General features: G+C 67.8%; 17 protein-coding genes. 12 read left to right on the forward strand and 5 right to left on the reverse strand.

Annotated features, from left to right (window positions below; all coding sequences use genetic code 11):
- Positions 1-21: 21 nt before the first annotated feature.
- A complete protein-coding gene (locus NQV15_RS06470) occupies positions 22-1,311 on the forward strand; it encodes an HNH endonuclease signature motif containing protein (protein ID WP_232398942.1) in 1,290 nt (429 codons plus the stop codon).
- Positions 1,312-1,320: 9 nt separating this feature from the next.
- Here NQV15_RS06470 and NQV15_RS06475 read toward each other — a convergent pair whose 3' ends face one another.
- Both NQV15_RS06475 and NQV15_RS06480 read right to left on the reverse strand, forming a co-directional pair.
- Positions 1,321-2,886 (reverse strand): peptide chain release factor 3, encoded by a 1,566-nt coding sequence (locus NQV15_RS06475; RefSeq protein WP_232398944.1) that lies wholly within the window; start codon positions 2,884-2,886, stop codon positions 1,321-1,323.
- A gap of 9 nt (positions 2,887-2,895) precedes the next feature.
- Positions 2,896-3,909 (reverse strand): 5'-3' exonuclease, encoded by a 1,014-nt coding sequence (locus NQV15_RS06480; RefSeq protein WP_232398946.1) that lies wholly within the window; start codon positions 3,907-3,909, stop codon positions 2,896-2,898.
- Positions 3,910-4,003: 94 nt separating this feature from the next.
- On the opposite strand from NQV15_RS06480, the gene mgtA reads away from it, so the two are divergent.
- From mgtA to NQV15_RS06500, 4 genes are all read left to right on the forward strand, one after another.
- Positions 4,004-6,556: a magnesium-translocating P-type ATPase gene (mgtA, locus tag NQV15_RS06485; protein ID WP_232398947.1), complete on the forward strand. Its 2,553-nt coding sequence runs from the start codon at positions 4,004-4,006 to the stop codon at positions 6,554-6,556.
- Between the two features lie 64 nt (positions 6,557-6,620).
- Complete coding sequence (locus NQV15_RS06490; RefSeq protein WP_232398949.1) at positions 6,621-7,364, forward strand: maleate cis-trans isomerase family protein; 744 nt, start codon at positions 6,621-6,623, stop codon at positions 7,362-7,364.
- 23 nt (positions 7,365-7,387) lie between these two features.
- The gene (locus NQV15_RS06495) at positions 7,388-7,705 is read left to right on the forward strand and encodes a Dabb family protein (protein ID WP_232398952.1); all 318 of its coding nucleotides are present in this window, start codon (positions 7,388-7,390) and stop codon (positions 7,703-7,705) included.
- Positions 7,706-7,782: 77 nt separating this feature from the next.
- Positions 7,783-9,396 carry an APC family permease gene (locus NQV15_RS06500; protein WP_232398954.1) on the forward strand — a complete coding sequence of 538 codons (1,614 nt, stop codon included), beginning with the start codon at positions 7,783-7,785 and terminating at the stop codon, positions 9,394-9,396.
- Between the two features lie 15 nt (positions 9,397-9,411).
- Here NQV15_RS06500 and NQV15_RS06505 read toward each other — a convergent pair whose 3' ends face one another.
- Positions 9,412-10,497: a DUF2776 family protein gene (locus tag NQV15_RS06505; RefSeq protein ID WP_232398956.1), complete on the reverse strand. Its 1,086-nt coding sequence runs from the start codon at positions 10,495-10,497 to the stop codon at positions 9,412-9,414.
- Between the two features lie 334 nt (positions 10,498-10,831).
- Between NQV15_RS06505 and NQV15_RS06510 the strand changes: the two genes are divergently transcribed.
- Positions 10,832-13,783, forward strand: coding sequence for a DUF7507 domain-containing protein (locus tag NQV15_RS06510; protein ID WP_232398958.1), 2,952 nt, complete (start codon positions 10,832-10,834; stop codon positions 13,781-13,783).
- A gap of 10 nt (positions 13,784-13,793) precedes the next feature.
- Here the strand turns inward: NQV15_RS06510 and NQV15_RS06515 are convergent, their stop codons facing one another.
- Positions 13,794-13,955, reverse strand: coding sequence for a hypothetical protein (locus tag NQV15_RS06515; RefSeq protein WP_232398961.1), 162 nt, complete (start codon positions 13,953-13,955; stop codon positions 13,794-13,796).
- A gap of 19 nt (positions 13,956-13,974) precedes the next feature.
- On the reverse strand, positions 13,975-14,361 hold the full coding sequence (locus NQV15_RS06520) for a carboxymuconolactone decarboxylase family protein (protein ID WP_232398963.1): 387 nt from the start codon (positions 14,359-14,361) through the stop codon (positions 13,975-13,977).
- Positions 14,362-14,469: 108 nt separating this feature from the next.
- On the opposite strand from NQV15_RS06520, the gene NQV15_RS06525 reads away from it, so the two are divergent.
- From NQV15_RS06525 to NQV15_RS06550, 6 genes are all read left to right on the forward strand, one after another.
- Complete coding sequence (locus NQV15_RS06525) at positions 14,470-14,730, forward strand: metal-sensitive transcriptional regulator (RefSeq protein WP_232398965.1); 261 nt, start codon at positions 14,470-14,472, stop codon at positions 14,728-14,730.
- 80 nt (positions 14,731-14,810) lie between these two features.
- Positions 14,811-15,845: an endonuclease/exonuclease/phosphatase family protein gene (locus NQV15_RS06530; RefSeq protein ID WP_232398967.1), complete on the forward strand. Its 1,035-nt coding sequence runs from the start codon at positions 14,811-14,813 to the stop codon at positions 15,843-15,845.
- Between the two features lie 588 nt (positions 15,846-16,433).
- Positions 16,434-17,162, forward strand: coding sequence for a hypothetical protein (locus tag NQV15_RS06535; RefSeq protein WP_232398969.1), 729 nt, complete (start codon positions 16,434-16,436; stop codon positions 17,160-17,162).
- Entirely contained in the window at positions 17,155-18,288 is a 1,134-nt protein-coding gene (locus NQV15_RS06540; protein ID WP_232398971.1) for an XRE family transcriptional regulator, read from the forward strand. The genes NQV15_RS06535 and NQV15_RS06540 overlap by 8 nt, the downstream gene beginning before the upstream one ends.
- Before the next feature lie 127 nt (positions 18,289-18,415).
- Positions 18,416-19,213, forward strand: a complete 798-nt coding sequence (locus NQV15_RS06545) for a ComF family protein (RefSeq protein ID WP_232398973.1) — start codon at positions 18,416-18,418, stop codon at positions 19,211-19,213.
- Positions 19,197-20,819, forward strand: a complete 1,623-nt coding sequence (locus NQV15_RS06550; RefSeq protein ID WP_232398975.1) for an HAD-IA family hydrolase — start codon at positions 19,197-19,199, stop codon at positions 20,817-20,819. Before NQV15_RS06545 ends, NQV15_RS06550 begins: the two co-directional genes overlap by 17 nt.
- Positions 20,820-20,890 lie beyond the last annotated feature (71 nt).

Below are 20,890 nucleotides of genomic sequence, written 5' to 3' on the forward strand. Positions count from 1 at the left end.
TAGTCGCTTCGGAGTCCGTCCATGATCCTCGATCAACTGTCATCGGTCAGAGATGATCTGGCTGCGCTCGAGCCCTGGGCGTTGACCGGCGGCGAGGTTCGTGAGGTCGCCGTCGCGGTGGTGAAGGCGCGGACGTGCCTGGATGCGGCGTTGTCGCGGTTGGCGGGTTGCGCGGACGACATGGGGTTGGCCAAGGATGACGGCGCGACGTCGACGACGGTGTGGTTGGCGGGTGCGACGGGGATCAGCAAGGGCGAAGCCGCCAAGCTCGTCGGTCTCGCGCGGGTGAGCGGGGTCCAGGCCAGCCAGGCGGCCTGGGCAGCCGGTGACCTGTCCACGGATCAGGCGGCGGTGATCATGAAGGCCATCGACAGCTTGCCGGACTGGTGTGGTGACGAAGAGCGCGCGGATGCGGAGGCGCATCTGATCCGCCTGGCCGGCGAATACGGCCTGGACGACCTGAAGCGACTCGCGAACCGCGTCTTGGAGGTCATCGACCCAGACGGCGCGGACGAGCACCTCGGGGAGCAGTTGCGCAAGCAGGAGCAGAAGGCCTGGGACGCCACCCGCATGTCGGTCAAGGACCGCGGTGACGGCACCACCAGGGGGTCGTTCATCATCCCGCAGGCCGATGCGGACACGCTGCGCGCTGCGCTGGAGGGGATCATCGCCCCGCGCCGGACGGCGGCCAACGCCGAGCACCACGGCATGGGTGCGCAGGACTGGTTGGCGCTGGGTCGTGACCAGAAGCTCGGGCACGCGTTCACCGAGCTCATCACCCATTTACCGACCGGCGCGCTCCCTCAGTCTGGCGGCCTGGCCGCCACCGTCGCGGTCACCGTGGACGTGGACGACCTCCGCACCGGGCAGGGCGTCGCCGAGAACACCTCCGGCACCCACATGTCAGCCAGGAAGGCGCAGCGGCTGGCGTGCAACGCGCACCTCGTCGCGCTGTATCTGGAGAACGGAACCCGGGTCATCGACCACGGCATGACCAAGCGCCTCTACGACCGCCACCAGCGCCTCGCCCTGGCCGTCCGGGACAAGGGATGTGTGTTCCCCGACTGCGACCGGCCACCAGCCTGGTGCGAGGCGCACCACCTGAGCTTCTGGTCAGAAGGCGGACCCACAGACCTGAACAACGCAGCGTTGCTGTGCCACTTCCACCACTTCCTGGTCCACGAGGGCGAGTGGGAAGCGCGCATGGGTGCCGACGGGATCCCCGAGATCATCCCGCCACCCCGCATCGACCCAGAGCAGAGACCCAGGCGCCACGCCAGGTTCACCAAGCAGGAACCCCGCGCCGCCTGAGAGCAGGTGTCAGTTGCCGCCGGCGGGAAGCTCTTCGAGCAGGACGTCGGGGTGTTCGCGAGCGGCGTTGTTGGCCCGCCACTTGTCGATGAACAGCGCCAGGTAGGTGCCGTCCGTGCGCTGCAGGACCTCGCAGCCGCGGAAGCCACGCAGCTCCTGCGCGCCTTCGGCGTCGGTGCGCCGGGCCACCTGGTAGTCCAGGCGGGTGAGGCGGATCGGCGAGTTGAACTCGTTGGTCATCCGCTCCTCGACGACCTCGAACTGCAGCGGGCCGACTGCGGCGAGCACGGGGCTCTGGTCACCGCGCAGGTCCGAGCGCAGGACCTGGACGACGCCTTCCTGGTCGAGCTGCTCGATGCCGCGACGGAACTGCTTGTACCGGCCGATGTCGCGGGCGGTCGCGGTCATGAAGTGCTCCGGGGCGAAGCTGGGCACCGGCGGGTACTCGATCTTGTCGCCGAGGTGCACCGTGTCGCCGACCCGCAGCGCCTGCGCGTTGACGAAACCGATGATGTCGCCGGGGGAGGCCTCCTCGACCGCGCTGGTCTCGCGGCCGAACAGCGACTGGGCGTACTTCGTGGCGAAGGGGCGGCCCGTCGAGGCGTGGGTGACGATCATGCCGCGCTCGAAGGTTCCCGACACCACCCGGGCGTAGGCCATGCGGTCCCGGTGGGAGCTGTTCATGCCCGACTGCACCTTGAAGACGAACGCGCTGAAGTCGTCCTCGACCCGGCGGACCGTGCCGTCCACGCCCGGCGTCGCGCTGGGTGCGGGCGCCAGGTCGAGCAGCAGGTCCAGCAGCTGGGCCACGCCGAAGTTCTGCAGCGCCGAGGCGAACATGACCGGTGTCGTCTCGCCGGCGAGGAACCGCTCCTGGTCGTGGTCGGCCTCGTCGAGGGTGAGCAGCTCGTGCTCGTCCCTCGCGGCGGACCACGCCTCGGCGTCGACGTCCTCGACCTCGTCGGCCGACATCCGGCGCTCCGGCGCGCGGGTGGCTCCGCCGGCGGTGCGCGTGTACTTCACGAACTCGCCCGTGCGGCGATCAAGGACGCCGCGGAAGTCGCCGGCCTCGCCGACAGGCCAGGTCAGCGGGGTGGGGCGCAGCTTGATCTGCCGCTCGATCTCGTCCATCAGGGCCAGCGGTGACAGGCCCGGCCGGTCCCACTTGTTGATCACGGTGATGACCGGGATGCCGCGCAGCGCGCACACCTTGAACAGCTTGAGCGTCTGCGGCTCGAGGCCCTTGCCGGCGTCGACCAGCATCACGGCCGAGTCGACCGCCGACAGGACGCGGTAGGTGTCCTCGGAGAAGTCGCTGTGACCGGGGGTGTCGACCAGGTTGACCACGTGGTCGCGGTAGACGAACTGCAGCGCCGCGGACGTGATCGAGATGCCGCGGGCCTTCTCCATCGCCATCCAGTCCGAGACGGTGGCGCGACGGTCGCCCTTGCCGTGCACGGCGCCGGCCTCGGTGATGACCCGCGCGTGCAGCGCGAGGGCCTCCGTCAACGTCGACTTGCCGGCGTCGGGGTGGCTGATGACTGCGAAGGTACGGCGCGGGCGTTTGTCGGGCACCCAGTGAATTTACCGGTCTGCGTGCAATGCCGCGGAGGCCGGGTCCGTGCTGAGCACCCGGATCGCCAGCGACGTGGTCGCCTCGACGCCCAGATAGCCCACGACCGTGTGGATGCGGTGGGGGTCCAGCGGGAGCAACCCGGGGGTGCCGGGAACGTCGGGAGTCAGCCCGAGGTCCAGGTCATCGCGGCCGGACATGATCCGCACGTTGAAGTCGTACCGCTCACGGGCGCCGGGGGCAGTGAGTCGGCGGACGACGGTGGCGCCCATCCGGCGCGAGCCCGTCTCCGTCGCCCAGGAGTCCAGGGTCGCCGCGACGACGCGTCCCTCGTTCCGGTCGATGTCCGCCCAGACGCTGCGCATCGGCCCGGCCTGGGTCAGCAGCTGGGCAGCGGTCTTCTCCCCGATGCCGGTGACGCCGGGCAGGTTGTCGCTGGCGTCCCCGCGCAGGGCGGCGAAGTCGAGGTAGTGCTCGGCGGCGACGCCGTACATCGCGACGAGTCGCGCCGGGGTGAGCAGGGGAGACCCGCTGAGCCCGCCGTTGATCAGGCGCAGCACCCGGGTGTGGTCGCTGATGTGCGCGAACGCGTCTCGGTCGGAGGTGACGATGACGCAGTCCCAGCCGTGGGACCGCGCCCAGGTGGCGGCCGAGGCGCTGACGTCGTCGGCCTCGAGTCCCGGGGGAGTGAGGGTGGCGAGGCCCAGGGCGTCGAGCAGGGCCCCTGCCCGCTCCAGCTGGTCGACGAGGGCCGGGTCCTTCTCGGCCCGCCCCGCCTTGTAGTCGGGATAGAAGTCCCGGCGCAGCGACGCGGTGCGGTCGTCGAGCCCGAAGATGACGGCGTCGGGCGCGAACCCGTCGATGGCCTCGAGGATCTGGCACACCATGCCGTGCAGCGCCCAGACGGGGCGTCCCGCCCGATCGGTCATCCGGGTGTGCGCCCGCGCGTGGTGGTTGCGGTGCAGCAGGGAGGGTGCGTCCACCACCAGCAGCAGCTTGCGGGGACGGTCTTCGGAGGCAGCCATGGGATCGCCGCCATCGTACGGCCCGGTGGGGACGTTGGGCCCTGCCGGGACGCCGGCCCAGACGATGAGATGTGACACCAGCCCGGGAGGCCCATTGCCATCGTCACTGCGCACCGCGGACGACGGATCGACGCCGGGGCAGGCGGTGCCTGCGTTCTGGAGCCGGTCGGCCGACGAGGTGCTGACGGCCCTCGGCTCGTCCACCGGGGGACTGACCACCCAGCAGGCGGACGCCGCACTGGAGGGTCAGACGTCCCGCCGGTCGGAGGCGACGCGGGAGGCGTCGAGCTGGCACCTGCTCCTGCGCCAGTTCGTGAGCCCGATCGAGCTGATCCTGGTGGCGGCCACCGTCTTGTCCGGGATCCTCGGTGACTGGACCGATGCCGGCATCATCTTGGTGATCCTGGTCCTCTCCGGCGTGCTGGGATTCGTGCAGGAGCGCAACGCGGGCAAGGCGATGAAGGCGCTGCTGGCCTCGGTCGAGGTGACCGCACAGGTGCTGCGGGACGGCGAACGGGTCGCCGTCGCGATGGACGAGGTCGTCCCCGGGGACGTGGCCGTGCTCAGCGCCGGCGACCTCGTGCCCGGCGACTGCCTCGTGCTGACCTCGCGCGAGCTGGTGGTCGACGAGTCGGCCCTGACCGGGGAGACCTTCCCGGTGGAGAAGCGTCCCGGCATCATCCCGGCGGCGGCCGCGATCGCCGAACGGGCCAACGAGGTGTTCCTGGGCACGCACGTGTCCAGCGGGACCGCGACGGTCGTCGTCGTGCACACGGGCGCCCACACGGAGATCGCGGCCGTGTCCGCCCGGCTGCGGTCGCCGGCACCGCGGACCGGCTTCGAACGGGGCATGACGGCCTTCGGCCTCCTCCTGGGGCGGGTGATGCTGGTGTTCGCCGGCGTGATCCTGCTGCTGAACATCGCGCTGGACCGCAGCGTGCTGGACTCGGTGCTGTTCGCCCTGGCGCTGGCCGTCGGGGTCACGCCCCAGCTGCTGCCCGCGATCGTGAGCATCAGCCTGGCCCAAGGGGCACGCGCGATGGCGCGGCAGCGGGTCATCGTCCGGCGGCTGGACGTCATCGAGGACTTCGGGGCGATGCGGATCCTGTGCTCGGACAAGACCGGCACCATGACGCAGGGCCGGATCGAGCTGGGGGCCGCGTTGACCCACGACGGCGCCGACAGCGCGACGGTCGCCGAGCTGGCCGCCCTCAACGCGGGGCTGCAGCAGGGGTGGAAGAACCCCATCGACGAGGCGATCATCCGCGCGCACCCGCCCGGCGCGGACGCCGAGGCAATCGACGAGCTGCCCTACGATTTCCGGCGCAAGCGACTGAGTGTGCTCGTGCGCAGAGGTGGGGCCGCGGAGCCGGTCGTGGTGACAAAGGGTGCGCTGGCCGATGTGCTGGCGGTCTGCACCGAGGCCCGGACGTCGACCGGGACGGTGCCGCTGGACGAGGCGGCCGGGCAGATCCAGCAGACCTTCGCGACCCTGAGCGCCGGCGGTTTCCGCGTGCTCGGTGTGGCCATGCGTCCGCTGCGGGTCGATCAGCTCCAGCTCGGCGACGAGGCGCACATGACCTTCATGGGCCTGCTGACCTTCGCGGATCCCGTGAAGCCCGACGCCGCCGCGACCGTCGCGGACCTGGTCGATGCGGGGGTGTCGGTGCGGATGGTGACCGGCGACAACCGGCTGGTGGCGGCCCACGTCGCGGCGGCGGTGGGCCTGGACATCTCTCGGGTCTGGACGGGGGCCGACATCGATGACCTGGACGATGCAGCCCTGGCCGCCGCCCTCCAGGGGGTCGAGGTGTTCAGCGAGATGAACCCCTTGCAGAAGGAGCGCGTCGTGCACGCCTTCCGCGCCACGGGGGAGGTGGTCGGGTACCTCGGCGACGGCATCAACGACGCCCCGTCCCTGCACGCCGCCGATGTGGGGATCAGCGTCGACACCGCGGTGCCCGTCGCGAAGCAGTCCGCCGCGATCGTGCTCCTGGACAAGGACCTGGGGGTCCTGCTGCACGGTGTCCGGCAGGGGCGGCAGACCTTCGCCAACACCATGAAGTACATCTTCATGACGACCAGCGCGAACTTCGGAAATGTCCTCAGCATGGCCTTCGCGGCCGTGACCCTGCCCTTCCTGCCGCTGCTGGCCGGCCAGATCCTTCTGGTCAACCTCCTCACCGACCTGCCGGCGGCCACGATCGCGACCGACCGCGTCGATGCCGAGCAGCTGCGGCGGCCGAGGGAGTGGAACACGAGGCTGATCGGTCGGTACATGCTCGTCTTCGGCTCGCTCAGCACGGTCTTCGACCTGACGACGTTCGTGGTCCTGCGCGTGGGGTTCGACGCCGATGCCACCGAGTTCCGCAGCGCCTGGTTCGTCGGCTCGGTGCTCACGGAGGTCGGCGTGCTGTTCGTCCTGCGGACCCGGCACCCGTTCTTCCGCAGCCGGCCGAGCGGCTGGCTCGTGCTCGCGTCGGTCGTGGTGGCGGCGGTGGCCGTCGCGTTGCCCTACTCGGACGCGGCCGGAGCCTTGGGTCTGGAGCGCATCCCCGCCGGGCTGCTGGCCGTGGTCGTCCTGATCACGGTGGGCTACCTCGCGGCGACCGAGGTGATGAAGAGGTTCTTCTGGCGCACACGGTGACTCATATATTCTCTATACTTTGCGGACGTGCGCGAAGAGGTCGCGTCAGCCCGAGGAGTCGCCGATGTCCAGCACCGTTGCCAAGGGGCCCAAGTTCGCCCTGGTCCTGCCCTCGACCAACACCTCGGTCGAGCGCGAGTTCTCGCACCTGCGTCCGCAGGACTGCTCGTGGCACACCGGCCGGATCATGATCAAGGCGCCCGCGCTGGACTCCGCGGATGCCTTCGGCGCCTTCCGCGAGTGCCTCAACGAGGCCCTGCCCGCGGCGCTCGAGACCGTGCTGACCTGCAAGCCCGACTACGTCGTGATGGGCATGTCGGCCGAGACGTTCTGGGGCGGTGTGAAGGGCAATGCGGCCTTCGAGCAGAACGTGCGGGAGCTGACCGGGCTCGAGGTGACCACGGGAGCCACCGCCGCCGGTGAGGCGCTCAAGGCCTTCGGCGCCAAGCGGATCGGCATCGTGACGCCGTACCAGCCGGTCGGCGACGAGCAGGTCGTCGACTACTTCACCGAGCTGGGCTTCGACGTCGCCGCGATCCACGGCCTGTGCTCGGAGTCGGCGACCTCGATCGCCGACGAGACGCCCGAGACGCTGCGCGCGGCCTTCCTGGCGGTCGACGGCCCCGATGTCGATGCGCTGATCCAGTGCGGCACGAACCTGGAGTGCATCGCGGTGGCCGCCGAGCTGGAGAAGGAGCTCGGCAAGCCGGTCATCGCGATCAACCTGGCCACGATGTGGCACGCCTTCCGGGTCAACGGCATCGACGACCACATCGCTGGCTACGGCTCGCTGCTCGAGCTGCACTGACCCGACCGACCACCAGGAGAGACATGTTCAACCACGTAGGCCACCTCACCCTCGTCCCCGAGGCCACCGACGACCAGATCGAGGGGATCGTCGCCGGGCTGCTCGGGCTGCCGGCGCAGATCGACGGGTTGGTCGAGGCGCAGGTGGTTCGCGACGCCGGCCTGACCCCGGGCAATGCGAACCTTCGGTTCCAGATGCGGTTCGACTCGGTGGAGTCGTGGCAGGGCTACAAGACCCACCCGGCGCACGTCGCGGTGGTCACCGATCACATCGGGCCGGTCCTGGGCTCCAAGGCATTCGTCCAGTACGAGGACGACGCAGTGCGGTCTGCCGGCGCCTGACGGACCACGCCGTCCGGTGCGGGCGGCAGGGTCCTTGGGCCGGTGTGCGGGGCGGGCGGACCGCCTACCGTCGCAGAGTGGAGACCAATTCCGGAGTGCCGAAGCGCTCAGTCGGCCCCCTGGGCCTGACGTTCGTGGCGGTGGGCGGCATGGTGGGGTCCGGCATCTTGTTCGCGCCCCTGTTCGCTGCCCGTCGGGCCGGACCGGCGGCGATCATCGCGTGGCCCATCGGGGGCCTGATGATGCTCTCGATCGCACTGGTGTTCGCCGAGGTCGCGGCGATGCTCCCGGTCGTCGGTGGGCTGGGCAGGATGCCGACGTTCAGTCATGGACGGGGGGTCAGCATCGTGGTCGGCTGGGTGGCCTGGGTCGGATATGTGACCGCTGCGCCGATCGAGACGCAGGCGATGCTGGAGTACGCGAGCAACGAGCCGGCCTTCGACTGGCTGTTCGTGGCCAGCTCGTCGGCGGACGGGGGGAGCGCGCTGAGCCCGGGTGGTGTCGTCGCGGCCGCCGTCGTCATGGCGGTGTTCGTGGTGTTGAACGCCTTCGGCGTGGCGCTGTTCGCCCGCCTCAACACCATGCTGACCTGGGTCAAGGTCCTGGTCCCCACCGTCATCGCGGTGGCGCTGCTGACCCGGTTCTCGACCGAACCGATCCGCGAGCAGGGATTCGCACCAGAGGGCTTCAGCGGCGTGCTGGCGGCGATCAGCAGTGGTGGGGTGGTCTTCGCCTTCCTCGGTTTCCGCCACGCCCTCGACATGGCGGGTGAGACGAGACGGCCGCAGCGGACGATCCCGGTGGCTCTCATCGGAGGGATCACGCTGTGCATCGTGCTGTTCACTGTCCTGCAGATCGGCTTCGTGGGCGCCCTCGACCCCGACCAGGTCGCGCGGGGCTGGCCCGACCTGCAGCACGGTGGCGCCAACGGGCCGTTGGCGGCCGTGCTGACGGCGCTGGGCATGAGCGTCCTGGCAAAGACCGTGATCGCTGATGCCGTCATCGGTCCGTTCGGCGCCGGTCTCGTCTCGACCGCATCGACCGGCCGGCTCGCGGTGGCGGTGAGCGAGGCCGGCCTGTTCCCGCCTCGGATCGCCCGGTTCTCGATGGCCGGGGTGCCGCTGCCGGCCCTCGTGCTGAATCTGGTCGTGGGGCTCGTGCTGCTGATCGGCTTCCGGGACGGCTGGTCGGAGCTGCTGGCCTTCAACTCCAGTGCCATCGTGCTCTCGATGTGCCTGGGGCCGATCACGGTGCTCGCCCTGCGCAGGCAGGTGCCGGACCGCCACCGTCCGCTGCGGCTGCCCGCCCTGCCGGTGTTGGCGCGCTTCGCCTTCGTCGTGGTCGGTCTGATCGTGTACTGGACCGGATGGCAGACGATGTCCAGGCTCGCGATCCCCGTCTTGCTGGGTGCCGCCATCTTGGCGTGGCGCGTCGTTCACGATCGGAGGCTGGCGGCGACGCTGGACCTGCGCTGCGTCGCCTGGCTCGGGCCGTACTTCGTGGGGTTGCTCGTCCTGGCGTTCGCCGGTCGCTACGGCGGCGGTCGCGAGTGGCTGCCGGCGGGCGTCGACCTGGCGGTGGTGACTGCCTTCGGGCTCATCATGTTCGAGTGGGGACTTCGTTCCGCCCTGCCCGCCTCGCAGGCGGCGGCCCTGGTCGCGGAGGTCCCGCCGCTCCCCGCGGAGGCCTGAGACCCCTAGGGGCCGTCACTTCGACTTCGACGTACCGCTCTCCAGGATGGAGACGATCGAGTAGAGCGTGAAGCAGATCGCGCCCAGGCCCACCAGCACCCGCGCGGCGATGAAGACGTTGGTGTCGGTGACAGCGGCCTGGAAGACGAACGCCGCCAGGAACAGGCAGCTCAGGGCGGTCACCACCGGGATCAGGGGCACCCGGTTGGCGAGCGCGAAGGTGCGCCGCCACACCAGGGCGAGCAGGCCGACCTTGCTCAGGATGCTGAAGCAGACCAGGCCCAGGCCGGTCATCACGAAGCCGGGCGTCCGGTAGTACGGCTCGTTGTCGAGGATCAGCAGCACCACGCCCCACACCATGCTGAGGGTGCCCATCATGATCACGAGCCACGGCCATCCATCGCGGTCCCGCGGACCGTAGGTGTCCTGGACCTGGCGCAGGATGCTCCACACCAGCCCGATGAGGCTCGTGCAGATCATCGCGAGGCCGCTTACCACGTGGCCCACCGTGAACCTGCTCGGCGAGGTCGTCAGCAGCAGGTTGCCGATCCCGAAGGCCCAGGCGACCGCCGCCATCAGCACCGGCAGCGCCGCGAGCACGACGACGGCGCCTCGGGAGAACGCCCCCGATGGCGTCGTCCGGTCGCCGACCGGCCTGGCGGAGTTGGCAGGGATCATCGAGAACTTGATGGAGGCCGTCGCCACGGTGGCCACGCACCCGCAGATCAGCCCGATCCCGAGGATGACGTGCCCGGCGACGTACTCCGGGCTCTGGCCGCTGCCCGAGACGCCGGAGAACAGGTTGATGCCGTACGCCACGGTGCCGATCGCCGCCAGGTAGCCGAGCGCCGGGTACAGGACCCGGTCGATGGTGTTGAAGCGGCCGATCAGCTGGCGGATGATCGTGGCGGCGGTGCAGAACAGGCACAGGCAGATCGCGCCGAGGAAGGTGACCACGCGCCCCGCCACGAAGTTTCCCGCGGCGTCGCCGTCGTTCCAGACGTAGGCGCCGAACCCGATGCAGACGCCCATCATGGCCAATGGAATGGCCCGGAAGATGACGCTGACCCAGTAGTTCATGCCACCACGACCCTCGGTCACTTGGAGTCCACCTGACCCCACAACTGAAGCAGGGCTAGCACCGTCAGCTCAGTGGCAATCGGCCCCTGCGGCAGTGACATAGGGCCTTGGCGCAGCCATCACGAATAGGACGCTCGGGCACCCGGCCGGACCGGGCGGACCAAGATCAGACGGGTCAGTCAGGCGGGTCAAGACGGGACGGTCAGGGACCAAAGTTCATGGGGGAATGGTCACAGTGCCCTACTCGCCCCAGGTGAAGCGCTCGCAAGGTGGAACATCGTGCCTCAGCCGGTCAATGGATGCCCGGAAGCGCACGCCCGGGTTGTGAGGGGACATCGTGCCGAACCTACGACGAGTGGTCAGCGGGACCACGGCCTGCCTGATCGCGGCGACGGCACTGGCGGTAGCGCCCGGCGTGAGCCGGGCACCGGCCTCCGCCGACCCCCCGACCGGGGGCAGCACCATCGTCCGAGAGACCTTCACCGGTGCGTCGGTGCCTGACCCGGCCTGGACCGTCCAGGGCCGGACCTGCCTGACCGGCGCCACCGCCGCCCCCCCGGTCGGCGCAGCGAACATCCCCACCTGTGCGAACCGCCGGGTTGGCGACGTGCCGGCGATCGGGACTCCGGGATACCTCCAGCTGACCGACGAGCAGCTGCAGACCGCCGGGAGCGTGCTCTACAACCGACCGGTCCCCGCCACTGCCGGTGTCTCCATCACGTTCGACCAGTTCCAGTACGGCGGCACCGGCGCCGACGGCATTGGGTTCTTCCTGGTCGACGGCTCCACCAACCTGACGGCGACCGGCGCGCCGGGAGGCAGCCTCGGATATGCCCAGCGGCGGGCCGGGCAGGGCGCGTTCGAGCCCGGGGTGGTCGGCGGCTTGCTCGGCGTCGGGCTCGACGCGTTCGGCAACTACTACAACGACGGCGAGGCCCGGGGCACCGGTTGCCCCGCCGACCAGGCTTCCCCGTCCACCGCCGAGGGGCCGATAGCACCCAACGTGATCACCCTGCGCGGCCCGGGTCAGGGGACCGTGGGGTACTGCTACCTGGCCTCGACCACGCCTCCGGCGCCGGCGGACCCGGACAACCCCGGGACGACCCTGAACGGGGGCGCCGGGACGCTGCGTGCCACCACCTTGGCCGGCTCCTGGCGCCAGGTGAACATCCAGGTGACGCCCGCGCCCAATCCTCGGGTGATCGTCCAGGTCCGGTACAACCCGGCCGATGCGGACGACCCGTGGATCACCGAGCTGGACGTACCGGCTCCCGCGGACCTGCCGAGCACCTACAAGTTCGGCCTCTCCGCCGCCACCGGAGGGCAGAACGATGTGCACTTGATCCGCAACGCCCTGGTGCAGTCGGTCGTACCGCTCTCCCAGCTGCAGCTGGAGAAGCAGGTGGACAGGTCCGGCCAGCCGCTGCCGGCGGTGATCACCGCCGGAACCGTGATCCCGTACCAGTACACGGTCACCAACGCCGGCCAGGAGACCCTGTCGACCCTTGACATCACCGACGACCGGATCACCGGAGCGATCACCTGTGACGCCACGACGCTACCGCCGGCCCCCGCTGCAGGCTCCACCACCGTGTGTCGCGGCACCTACACCGTCACGGCGGCGGATGTAGCAGCCGGTTCGGTCGTGAACACGGCCACCGCCACGGCGGTGAGTCCCGGGGGCGACGACATCACCTCGCCGGAGGCGACCGTCACGGTCCCGCTGGTATCGGCGCTCTCGCTCACCAAGACCGTGCAGACCCCCGGGCCCTACGAGGGGGGGCAGGAGATCGAATACCAGTACACGGTGACGAACACCGGCGGCTCCACGGTGTCCAACATCGACGTCACCGATGACCGTGTCGGTGCGGAGGCGCTGGTCTGCCAGGAGAATCTGTTGGACCCGGGCGCCTCCACCACCTGCACCGGCACCTACGTGATCGACGCCGCGCAGGCGGACGCGTCGGGTCGGATCGTCAACACCGCTGTGGCCACCGGCCTCAGCCCGATCGGCCAGAACGTCCAGTCGCCACAGGCGCAGGCGACGATCACGCTCGGCACCGACCCGGCTCTGAGCCTGGAGAAGACCGCGAGCCCCACCACCGTCACGGCGGTCGGCCAACAGGTGACCTACTCGTTCCTGGTCACCAACACCGGCAACGTCCCGATCGGGAACATTGCGGTCGTCGAGGACAGCTTCACCGGGTCCGGGACCTTGCCGGACGCGACGTGCCCCGCTGAGCCGGCTCAGCTGGCACCCGGCGACAGTGTGGTCTGCACCAGCGTCTACACGGTGACGGCGGCAGACCTGGACGGTGCGGGGCTGCGCAACACCGCCCGGGGGATCGGCATAGACGCCGCCAGGCAAGACATTTCGTCGTCGCCCGACTCCGCCGCCGTGCAGGTGGACGCGCCCGCCCCCCAGCCACGGCCCCAGCCGCGGATCGGCACCCGCACCTCGCAGCAGCGGGTCAAGCCGGGGCAGTCCTTTTACGACCGCGTCCTGGTCACCGGCCTGGCCTCGGGAACCACGGTGCCAGCCACCGCGCGGCTCTACGGACCGTTCACGTCACTCTCGCGCGCGTCCTGCAGCCAGGCCCACCTGGTGCGCACCGTGAGGTGGAGTGCCACGAGCGGCTGGTCCAGGACTCCGGCGGTGAAGCTCTCCGAGCCGGGCGTCTACACCTGGCAGGTGGCGACCCAGGAGACGGGCGCCGCCCAGGCGGCCTCAACGCGGTGCGGCCTCGCCTCCGAGACCACGACCGTGGCCAAGCCGACGTACGCCGTGCCGGTGATCAACGGCGGATTCTTCGGCGTCCTCGGTGGACCGAGCGCCGCCCAGGCCGGTCGTGCCGCGCGGGACGGGATCAGGGCGCCGCGGTTCGGCTTGCGCGCCCGGGTGACGTCGACAACGATCACCCGTGGTGGTCGGATGAAGCTGCCCGGCGACGTGGCCGTGACCGCCCGGCTGCGGAAGTCGGCGGGATTCGGCGACAAGATCGGTACCACGATTGTCGCCGGGCACGTCTCCGACCGGTCCGACCGCCCCGGAGCCATGGCGGGACTGCGGCGGGCCAAGCCCGGTCAGTCGGTGACGGTGCGCAGCGGCGGCAAGACGTACCGGTACAAGGTGATCGCGAACAGGGCGTACGACCGGACCCGGAAGCTGCCCGAGCGGTTGTTCAAGACCACCGGAGCCCCCCGGCTGGTGCTGGTCAGCTGCAGCGACCGGATCGTCTACCGCAACGGGCGCTTCCACTACGCGAAGTCCCGGGTGGTCGTGGCCAAGCCGGTGGTGGGTCGGTAGGAGACCGACCTCAGCGCCCGAGGAGTCTGCGGAGCCAGCTGTCGTTGTTCGGGTCGGCGTGACCGTTGCACCACTGGTCGACGGGCACGCCGGCCTTGACGTCGGCGACGTGCTGGCCGCAGCCGGCCCAGGTGATCTTGGAGCAGGTCTTGCAGGTGACGGGTCGACACATGATGGTTCCTCTTCTCGGCTCAGGCGGGGTTCTCGTCGGCGTCCATCGCATCTGCGAACTCGCAGACGGCGGCATACGCCCGGGCACCGTGGATGGTGGCAGGACCGCCGTGCATCAAGAACGTGACGCCGATGGCCTCGGCTGCCTCCTGACGGGTGGCCCCGGCGCGGATGGCGGCCTGCGCGTGGGACGCCACGCAGCCGTCGCAGCCCTCGACGACGCCGATCGCCAGGGCGATCAGCTCCTTGGTCTTGCGCTCGAGGGCGCCATCGGCGAAGGCGGCGGAGGACAAGGCGCCGAAGCCTTGGTAGACGTCGGGGATCGCCTTGCGCAGCGAGCGGTGAAGGGGGGAGAGGTCCTTCAGCACGTCCTTGCCGTGGGAGTGGTCGGAATGGTTCGTGGTCATGAGAGCCTTCTGGTGATGGGAATTCAGGAACCCCCTGGGGGGATACGAGAAGACCGTAACACAACCCCCCGGGGGGATGTATGATCGGCAGCGAGGAAAGGGAGTTCCATGAAGCTCGAAGCCGATGAGGTCAAGGCCATCACATTGCGCCTGAAGAAGGCGAACGGTCACCTGGCGTCCGTCATCCGCATGCTCGAAGAGGGTGCGGAGTGCGAGGACGCGCTGACCCAGATCGCGGCGGTCAGCAAGGCCATCAACCGTGGGGGATACGCACTGGTCGCGACAGGGCTGCAGCGTTGCCTGGTCGAGGGCGGGCCGGACAGCCTCGACACCAAGAAGATGGAGAAGCTGTTCCTCGCGCTGGCCTGACCGGCAGGGCGAGTCAGTCCAGCTGCCACAATCGGGCGACGCCGGTCCCGATGACCCACGCGGCCCATAGCCTGACGGCCATGCGATCAGCCCGCCCCGCACTCCTCGTGCTCGCCCTGCTCACCACGTTGACCTTCGGGTTGCTGTCGCCGACCGCCGCCCAGGCGGCCGGGTCAACGTCGAAGGTCTCCGTCCTCACGTTCAACGTGTGCGGGCACGCCGCGGGCTGTGGCAGCTGGACCAAGCGCGAGAACGCCGTCGTCAAGCGCATCGTCGACGCGAAGGCCGACGTCGTCGCCGTCCAGGAGACGTGGGGTGTCCTCTCCCGTCTCGAGCGGCGCCTTGCCCCGTACGGGTACGCCAAGGTCGCCGACAGCGGCAACGAGGGCATGTTCGCCAAGACGTCGAAGCTCTCGCCCGTCACCGTCCCGACCACGAACACGAGCTGCGAGCTCGTGACCTTCTTCCTCGACCCGTCGGTCGACACCAGCATGTGGGAGCGCCGCCTGCCGCAGACCGACGACGCCGGCAACACCTGGTACTGGAGCAGCAAGAAGGGCTGGACCCGCAGCAGCGAAGTTTGCACAGACAGCATCGTCCAGGCCCCCAAGGTCGGCCAGACGGTCATCGCGCCCGGTGGCCGCGCCGGCGCCGCGTGGGCCATGCTGAAGGTGAAGAAGACCGGAAAGACCTACCTGTTCGTCAGCGCTCACCTGTCCACCGGCAAGAACGGCGCCGCCGGCAAGCGCAACAAGGAAGCCGCCCGCCTGCTGGCAGTGACCGCCACCGCCGCCGAGGGCAGGCCCCGCGTCTTCGCCGGCGACTTCAACTCCAGCATCCAGCGCGGCAAGGACACCGTCGGCAAGCGCTTCGAGAAGGCCGGCTTCTCCGACGCGTACACCAAGACCAAGAAGCGCAAGGGAACCAAGTACAACACCGCCACCGGGTACGGCAAGAAGCCTGCCGCGGGCGGCTCCCACATCGACCGGGTCATGCTGCCCCGCGGTGCGGCCGCCACCCGGTGGGAGGTGCTGGTCAAGGTCCGCGGCGGAAAGGCCGTCAAGCCGGTGCCGTCGGACCACGCACCCGTGCGCGTCTCCACCGTTCTGCCGTAAGAGGTCTGCCGGTGCACCTCCGGCACACGCAAAAGCCCCTGATGGCGATCCGGGGGGACCGCCAACAGGGGCTTCGCGTCTGTACAGATCAGGGCGTGTCTCAGCCCTCCTGATCAGATGTCGTAGTACAGCTCGAACTGAAGCCCGAGAAACGGCTGTTCGCGACTATTGCCGACTTCACCGGATACGCACTGCGATACGAGGCCTCTCGGTCCCGGACAGTCACGACTGCTGACGACTATTCACGATCGCATTGGCACTCGGTGTGGGCCCGATGTGGGCTGGCGGGTGGCTCGTGAGAGGTCTGAGGATGAGGCGCCGCGCGACAACGTGGAGCAGCAGTCCCTGACCCGAGGGCCGGTGCGGTGTGCCTGTCGGTGCCGGCTGGATGCGCTGCTCACCACCGGGTGCGGTGGGGCTAAGTGATCAGCGCGCCAACTGTCCGCCCTCCCATTCGAGTGCTGACGTAGGTCCTTGGATGAAGTGAATAATGATCCCCGGGGGGGACATAGCATCCCAGATGCGCGTTTATTGACAAAAAGTGAAGTGTGGTCAACACTGGAGGTCCACTAACTAATAGGAGCCAGCATGAGCGCAGAAGGCGGTCGCAAGTGGGCCCTTGAGACATTCGGCCCGGACGGCGCGAAGGTCCGCGCAAAACTGCCTACCGTCATGAAAGCCCTGCATACGCGCATGGCGGATGCGCAGGACGCCTCCGGAATGCGCGCCCGGGGGGTGTACGGCAACATCTGGCGCGGCGCGCTCGAGACTCTCGTGGATGAGTTCGGCAAGCTTCAGGGGGCCTTCCTGTTCACGCCCAAGGGGGCGAACTACAAAGTCGTGTGCCTCAACGGAACGCTCCTATTCCCTTGGCGCTTTTCTACCGATGATCCTGCCGCGATCTCGAATGCCAACCTCATCACCTCTCCAGCGCGACTCGCGCTCTTCACACAGGCGCGGCCAGTCCAAGAGGAAGAGCTTGACCTGGACTTTGAACGTCCCGAATTGACAGACGCTGATCGCGAGATCCTGACGTCGTACGGCTCGCATATTGCGCGCGCAAAGAGTGAGGCGCGTAGCGTCGTGCTGATTGCGTACTCAAGTTCTTCGACGGGACTTCACTCGCTCGAGTGGGGGGACGTCAAGAGCGTTGACGGGGATACGGGTCATGTGGAATGGGACTTTCACGAGAGCCTGCTGGCGCCGACTGTCCAGGCGGCCGTTCAGACACCACCTACCAAGCGCGCCGACTTCGCGACCGGTGTTATCCCGCAGGCAATCGTCGTGCCAAGGCTCGTCGCGAACGACGATGAGTGACGACGACATTCAGCTGGAGCTGATTAGCGAACCTTCCACGCCTGCACGCACGGTTGCCAAGTCGTTCGAGGCCGCGCGACTGACGCAGGCGCGTGTTCTCCGCGGACTTACCAAAGCTGCACTCGCTGACCTTGTAGGCGTGACGCCCGCTGCGATCGGTCAATTTGAAGCCCGAATCACCACTCCGCGCGCCGAACTACTTACCAAGCTCGCCTTGGAGCTCGATGTCCCCGTCGAGTTCTTCGCGACGGGGCGACCGATGGCCGAATTGGATGCAGCCGAGGCTCACTTTCGAAGCCTACGATCGACCAGAGCGTCCGACCGCGCTAGAGCTGCCTCGTTTGTTGAGCAGGTTTGGGAGCTGTCGTTCGCCCTGGAGAAGCGTGTCCAGTTCCCTGAGATCGATCTTCCGGAGATCACTCCCGGCACCGAGCCTGCAGAAGCAGCACGCGCGCTGCGCGCCGCTTGGGGGATCAGCCCAGGGCCGCTGCCGCACCTTGTCGCAACCATCGAGTCGCGGGGCGTCATTGTCTCCATACTGTCGCTCGCAAGCCAAGAAGTCGCTCGTGTCGACGCATTCTCGACGAGCAGCCTCGGCCGTCCAATCATCGTTGTGACACCCGAGAGGGCTCAAAATGTCTACCGTCATAGATTCACCTGCGCCCACGAGCTGGGGCACCTGCTGCTCCATTCTGACGCCGCGCCAGGCGACCTTAGTCAAGAACGGGAGGCGGACGCCTTCGCCGCTGAATTCCTGTGCCCTGCGGATCAGATCGGCCCCAGCCTGCCGTCGAGCATGAATCTTCCTTCGCTGGAGCGCCTGAGCCGCCGATGGGGGGTCTCGACGCAGTCCTTAGTGCGCCGCATGGGCGAGCTGCGGACGGTCTCTGACTCGTCTGTCCGACGCGCGTACCAGCGTCTCCGCTCCGTCGAGTCTCTGGCTTCAGACGAGCCTGTGTCCGCATACAAGGGCGAGATGCCGTCGTTGCTACGTGAGGCCTACAAGATCGCCGGTGAGCACGGACTTTCGCTGGCGGATCTCGCTCGAGACCTTCGCTGGCAGCCCCGGAGAGTAACGGAGGTACTGGGCATGGAGGATCCGCGACCAGCGCTGAAACTTGTGTGACCTAGACATTCTGTCAGGGCCTTGCGGCATGATCGAACACATGTTCGAGTTTGCGTGTCTCGTTTGCCGGACCGTGGTCTCCTCAGTCTGTACAGTCTCGACTCAAATAGTCAGAGGAGCGAGACGCGTGCCAAACTATCGAGGTTTCAGCAAGCCTCAATTCGCCGACGGTCAGCACAGCGTCCTCGACTGGATGAACTGGCTGGACAGTCTTGGCGCGCTGGCGCCGTTCGCGCCGCGCCCCCTTGAGAGCTGCAGCATGTGTGGTGGCCCAGTGGGACTCAGCTACGAGGGCGACCGTTTCGCGTACTGCGCACACTGCCGCGCGTACACCCGTTCAATCGATTTGCTGGTCCCGGCCGTATACAGCTTCACTAACACTATCGAGTCGATGCTTCACCGCTACAAGGACTTTGGTGACCAGTACCGATGGCTCAACCTACCCCTGGGATCGCTCACGAGCATGTTTGTGCGGGATCATCTCGCGTGCATCGACAACCACTTGGGCGGCATCGACGTAGTCGTGAAGATCCCTTCGAACAACAGGACCCGCGGCTTCGACCACCTCGACCTCCTGCTCAATTCAGTCGAAGGGGGGGCCACGCTGAACCTGGACGATGAAGTCCTGACTCGCGATCACACGGTCACCCGCCCCCGGCGGGGTGAGTTGAAGCCTGAGGCGTACGACGTTGTCGACGAGGCCGTAGCGGGACGGACCGTTCTGGTTTTCGACGATCTATGGACTTCAGGATCTTCGGCTGCGAGCGCCGCGGCAGCCTTGAAGAATGCCGGTGCGGATACTGTTGCGGTGATGACCATCGGTCGGCAACTCAACGGGGCCAACGGGTATGAGAACAGCGCTGACCTCGTGACCGAGGCGCGTGAGCGTGACTGGGAAGGGAGCGGGTGTGTCGTCTGTAGCTGATGACGTGGCACGTCTAGGCGAAGCCTCCGAAGCTCTTCGTATCCTCGATGCGCCCGGGCTCGGTCCCCACAAGCTGCTGAAGTTGTTGCACGCTCACGGAACCGCCGAAAAGGTGGCGGATTTCCTTCTGAGTGACGCAAAGACGTCCGATCGCATTCGCGACCACCTAGCTACCTCGTCGCCCAATGGCTACGCGGAGATGCTGTCCAAGGCGTCTGAGCGCGGGCAGGAATTCAAGCTCTGGTCGGACTCCGACTATCCCGCCAACTTGAGTCTCTGGCACGCGCGACCGCCTGTTCTGTTCTACAAGGGCGATTTGAGCAACCTAAGTCGTCGGGCGCTCGCGTTAGTGGGGCGTGTCGATCCGTCGCCCGAGGGCGCCGATGCCGCCCGGCGGTTTGCACGTTCGTGTGTCGATGCCGACATCACGGTAGTTAGCGGTCTCGCGAAGGGGATCGACGGAGCTTCCCATCGAGGTGCGCTGGAGGACCCCCCGGGCTATACGTATGGCGTGGTCGGCCACGGGCTGGACCACGTCTATCCTGCGGAAAACCGCGACCTGTTCGATCAGTTGCCCGACCACGGAGCGGTCATAAGCCAGTTCATGCCGCACGTCGGAGCACAGAAATGGACGTTCCCGGCTCGCAACGAGGCGATGTGCACCCTAGCGCTCGGCACAGTGATCATCGAAGGAAAGCCCGGCTGTGGTTCGATAATTCAGGCGGACTTTTCTTTCAAGCACGGACGCCCAGTCTTCCTCCTATCGCGAAACCTCCGCTACGGCGAGACAGAGTGGGCGCAGAAACTCGTGAAGCGCGGTGCCCACGTCATCGAACGCTTCGAGCAAGTGACTGCCCTGGTTGAAGAGGCTTACGGGGAGTTGTGGAACTCCGGCCAGGACGAGCCCGCATCGCTAGTAGATTTGGACCCCGCAGTGTTCTCATCAAGCACCTCGATACCGGTCGGCGAGCATGCGGCACGTGCAGTTCTTTTCGACATCGACGGAGTCATCGCAGACAGTCGCGCCGCTACTGCGGAAGCCTTAGCTTCGATCGCTTCTCGACACACCGGACGTCGGATCGAGAGTCACACCTTTGACCCCACAGGCTCGCCGTCCAAGGTTCTTCAAAGGCTCGGAGTCCCGAACTCCTACAACGTCTATAGGAATGAGTACGACCAGGCCTTCATCGATGCGTCCGGGTCGATAACACTCTTCAACACTGTTGTCGACACGATCCGCACCCTGAAAGACAGCGGATACAGGCTCGGAGCCATCACCGCGCAGCCGAAGCGGAGGGCTGCCGCTCTTCTTCCCGAAGCGGTCCGGTCCTTGTTTGACGTTTTTTACACCTATGGCGACACTCAGGGCAAGAAGGACGTCGGCATAGCAAGAGCGCTTCGAGTGCTGAAAGTCAACGCGCAAGATGCGATCTACGTGGGGGACCAGTCCACTGATCTCGAGGCTGCGCGTATGGCGGGCGTCAAGTCCATAGGCGTCCTTTGGGGGTTCAGTTCAGAGGCCCAACTGCGCCAGTGGCCGCACGATGTACTTGCGTCGGTGCCTGCCGACCTAGACCTGGGCCTGGTTCGATCACTCATCCGCTGAACTGCGCGCCAGCGGCTAATAAGGGCTCGCGATGGTCCCAGTAACGAGTTTCTTCGGCTACCCGGGAAGCT

The organism is Aeromicrobium wangtongii (genome assembly GCF_024584515.1).
Classification (GTDB): domain Bacteria; phylum Actinomycetota; class Actinomycetes; order Propionibacteriales; family Nocardioidaceae; genus Aeromicrobium; species Aeromicrobium wangtongii.

Coding starts and splice junctions, on each gene's coding strand:
- NQV15_RS06540 (WP_232398971.1), top strand. CDS start 17,155: ATGAGTGACGACGACATTCAGCTGGAGCTGATTAGCGAACCTTCCACG.
- NQV15_RS06525 (WP_232398965.1), top strand. CDS start 14,470: ATGAAGCTCGAAGCCGATGAGGTCAAGGCCATCACATTGCGCCTGAAG.
- NQV15_RS06495 (WP_232398952.1), top strand. CDS start 7,388: ATGTTCAACCACGTAGGCCACCTCACCCTCGTCCCCGAGGCCACCGAC.
- NQV15_RS06480 (WP_232398946.1), bottom strand. CDS start 3,909: ATGGCTGCCTCCGAAGACCGTCCCCGCAAGCTGCTGCTGGTGGTGGAC.
- NQV15_RS06535 (WP_232398969.1), top strand. CDS start 16,434: ATGAGCGCAGAAGGCGGTCGCAAGTGGGCCCTTGAGACATTCGGCCCG.
- NQV15_RS06515 (WP_232398961.1), bottom strand. CDS start 13,955: ATGTGTCGACCCGTCACCTGCAAGACCTGCTCCAAGATCACCTGGGCC.
- NQV15_RS06470 (WP_232398942.1), top strand. CDS start 22: ATGATCCTCGATCAACTGTCATCGGTCAGAGATGATCTGGCTGCGCTC.
- NQV15_RS06520 (WP_232398963.1), bottom strand. CDS start 14,361: ATGACCACGAACCATTCCGACCACTCCCACGGCAAGGACGTGCTGAAG.
- NQV15_RS06530 (WP_232398967.1), top strand. CDS start 14,811: ATGCGATCAGCCCGCCCCGCACTCCTCGTGCTCGCCCTGCTCACCACG.
- NQV15_RS06490 (WP_232398949.1), top strand. CDS start 6,621: ATGTCCAGCACCGTTGCCAAGGGGCCCAAGTTCGCCCTGGTCCTGCCC.